Origin of the sequence: Mycobacterium sp., assembly GCF_049280035.1 — a bacterium.
Classification (GTDB): Bacteria; Actinomycetota; Actinomycetes; order Mycobacteriales; family Mycobacteriaceae; genus Mycobacterium.
Window position 1 is genome coordinate 1 of the sequence record NZ_JBAPPI010000615.1, and the last position, 1780, is coordinate 1780.

Annotated in this window: 2 protein-coding genes; both read right to left on the bottom strand. The window is 66.1% G+C overall.

What is annotated here, in order from left to right; all coding sequences use genetic code 11:
• Nucleotides 1–148 (bottom strand): DUF1918 domain-containing protein (locus tag WAN71_RS19795; RefSeq protein WP_422226958.1); only part of this gene is annotated, 148 nt, incomplete at its 3' end.
• 108 nt (nucleotides 149–256) lie between these two features.
• The coding region (locus WAN71_RS19800; protein WP_422226957.1) for an ATP-binding protein at nucleotides 257–1780 on the bottom strand (1524 nt) is incomplete at its 5' end.

The following is a 1780-nucleotide window of genomic DNA, read 5'->3' on the forward strand; positions in this document are numbered from 1 at the left end:
CCGTCGCCTCGTGCCCGGTCACCTGCCAACGCACCACGTATGGCGGAGAGCCGTCTTGAGAGCGCACCTCGATGATCTCAGCATGTTGATCATGCCGTTCGGTGGTTGTGCCCTTGACCACGAGGTAGTCGCCGACCTTCGCCTTCATCGCCCGCTCCGTTCTCGTCCTGGTGAGACCCCGGCCCCTCCATCCTGCGCGCGTTCGTCACTTAACGGAAGCGCGATTGACTGCTGTTTTGAAACCCTCGACACCCGTCTATTTCGAGACCGCGTTCAGTGTTGTTCGGGCCTGGTCGATTTGGTCGTATGCGTAGGTCGCCATGGCGGTGGTGGTCATCGTCTCACCCTTGCGGGCGAGTGATTCGTAGGTCTGGTCGCCGAGCACATCGCGGAGGTGTGCGATCAGGGTGTTGAACTCAGCAAGCATTTCGAGGTAGGGGATGACGGCGAACCCGGCCATGGTGGCCGCTGGTTCGTAGCGTCCGAGCCGGTCGAACACGGCGGCGAGGACCGAGACGGAGCCGCGCACCGAGGCGGCGTCGCCTGAGTCGTGGAGGGTGCGGATCGCCAGCGTGATGTAGTCGAGCGCGGCCAGCGGGTCGCCGTATACGGCCTCGAGGCGGCACAGACTGACCGCCAGGAGTGACTCGGTGTAGCGGTTGCCGCTGTCCTGGGCGATCACCAGGCCCCGACGCAGAGCGTCCAGCAAGGCGACGGGATCGGCGTCGTGCAAGGCGGCGTCGTGGGCGTAAAGCTGGTCCTGGACGTAAAGCGCGAGCGAGAGCACAGCGGGGTTGTGGGTGGCTTCGGCGGCGTCGATCAGGCCGTCCGCGGCGGCCATCGCTTCGTCATGGGACCCGGCGAGCGCAAGCGCGTTGACCAGATATGCCGTGAGGACTGTGTGGGTGTCGCGACCGCGTGCGAGCTGGGCGCGGCACCACTCGACACTCCGTTCGGGCTGGCCGATGTGCAGATACGCATTGCCAAGCATGGCCTCGCCGCCGAACGGCACCTCTTCGTAGCGGCCACTGGCGATCACCAGCTGGGCGGCGTCGCTGTAGCGGACGGCGTCATCAGTCCTACCAGCCTGAGAGCACCACGTTGCCATCACGTACAGGAACGCGAGCCGGGGGTGGTCGGCGACGCGGGCGGGTTCGATGAGTTCTTCTGCCCAGGCTATCGGCTCGCGATTTCCGACCATTACGCCGAGGAACGCCGCATACGTGGCGATGATGGCGGCGGCGTCCAGATCGCCCTGGTCGGACGCCCACCGAAACGCGGTGCGCAGATTGGCGAACTCGACGGTGAACCAGTCATAGGCCTCACGCTGGCGGGGGCTGTCCCACAGAGCCATGATGTCGGCTTCACGTCCGGCGAAGTAGCGGGCATGCGCTGTGCGGGCTTCGGTCGCCGCCCCGCTGGCGACGAGTTGCTCCTCGGCGAACTGGCGGATCGTCTCCAGCATCGAATACCGGGTCCGCCCCGACAACCGGTCAGCGACCAACAGCGACTTGCGCACCAGCGCATCGAGCAGATCGAGAATGGCATAGTCGTCGATGTCCTCGGATCCCGCTACGGCGCAGGCGCTTTGCAGATCGAAGCCACCGGCGAACACCGAACACCGGCCCAGCAGCGCCTGTTCGGTGTCGTCGAGGAGATCGTAGGACCACGCGACGACGTGGCGCAGGGTGTGGTGGCGTTCCAGACCGCGCCGCGATCCGACCAGCAGCCGGAACCGCTGATCGAGCCGATCACGCACCTCGCCCGCGGTCATGGCCGC